The 1,402-nt window shown below is 43.7% G+C and carries 1 protein-coding gene; it reads right to left on the bottom strand.

Annotated elements, in window-relative coordinates; translation table 11 throughout:
- The coding region (locus H5072_RS19490) for a sugar porter family MFS transporter (RefSeq protein ID WP_182694513.1) at positions 1 to 1,375 on the bottom strand (1,375 nt) is incomplete at its 3' end.
- Positions 1,376 to 1,402: the final 27 nt, after the last annotated feature.

The following is a 1,402-nucleotide window of genomic DNA, read 5'->3' as shown; positions in this document are numbered from 1 at the left end:
CAAAAAATATGCTTATAAGTGCCGATAACGCATAAAAGCCATAAGCACCGGCAAGGCCAATGTTAGCCAGCATAATAGGGAAGGTCATGGTAATGGCAAAGTTAGCAATCCATTGTGCGCTAGCTGCAACAGCAAGGGCTGCACCACGAATACGGTTTTTAAACATTTCGCCTAATAATACCCATACAACAGGGCCCCAACTTAAGCCAAAAAATACCACAAATAAGTTAGCCATAATCAGTGCAAACGTACCCATGTTATCGCTAAGGGCAAGTTTGCCTGCTTCATCAAGGCCTGCACTACCAAATATATAAGTAAGCGCGCTTAAGCTGATAAACATACCAATACTGCCTACTAAGAGCAGTGGCTTACGGCCAACTTTATCAACTAGGGCAATGGCAATAAAGGTCGATACAATATTAGTGGTGCCCGCTAATACATTTATAAATAACGATTGCGACTCATCAAACCCAGCGGCTTGCCAAAGCTCAGAGCCGTAATAAAACACCACATTAATACCCACAAATTGCTGAAACACACTCAGCGCAACACCCGCCCATACAATCGGGTGTACTTTTTTACTGCCATCAATAAATAAATCGCGAATACTTGGCTTTTTATCGCTACGTAAGGAGCTTTTAACATCGCTTATTTGTTTATCTGCATTGTCGTCTGAAATTTTGCTAAATACCGCTTTTGCATCATCCACTTTACCTTGCGCCACTAAATAACGAGGCGACTCAGGAATAAACAACACACCCACTAAAAACAGTATTGCAGGCACAAGCTCAGCCCAAAACATCCAGCGCCAAGCGGCTGTATCAAGCATTAAAATATTTTGCGCGCTACCAGCTGCATCAGCAATTAAATAGTTACTTAAAAACGCAGCAAATAAACCCAATACAATAGCGAGTTGCTGTAATGTAGCTAAACGACCACGAAGGGCAGGTGGTGCAACTTCTGCAATATAAGCCGGCGCCAATACCGATGCAGCACCAATACCTAAGCCACCAAATAAGCGGTAAAAAATAAACTCGGCCGAGCTTTCGCTAATGCCCGAACCAAATGCACTAATGGCAAAAATAATCGCGGTGATGATCATAATTGCACGGCGACCAAACTTATCAGCCAGCGGCCCCGCAGCAAGTGCACCGAAGGCACAGCCAAGTAATACAGACGCTACGTTAAAGCCCGTAGCCACACTGCTTGAGTTAAACGCATTACCGAGTGCCGACACTGTGCCGTTAATAACACCCGAGTCAAAACCAAATAAAAAGCCACCAATAGCAGCCACAGCCGATATAAATATTACGTAAAAAAGAGAGGTGTTTTCAGCGGTGTTGGCTGAGTGGGAAGGCGGTGTGTACGTTGTCATTATATGCCCTGAAAGTTAATTTAAATA

Origin of the sequence: Pseudoalteromonas sp. SR45-5, assembly GCF_014163565.1 — a bacterium.
Taxonomy (GTDB): domain Bacteria; phylum Pseudomonadota; class Gammaproteobacteria; order Enterobacterales; family Alteromonadaceae; genus Pseudoalteromonas; species Pseudoalteromonas distincta.
This window is presented reverse-complemented; position numbering and strand designations above follow the sequence as displayed.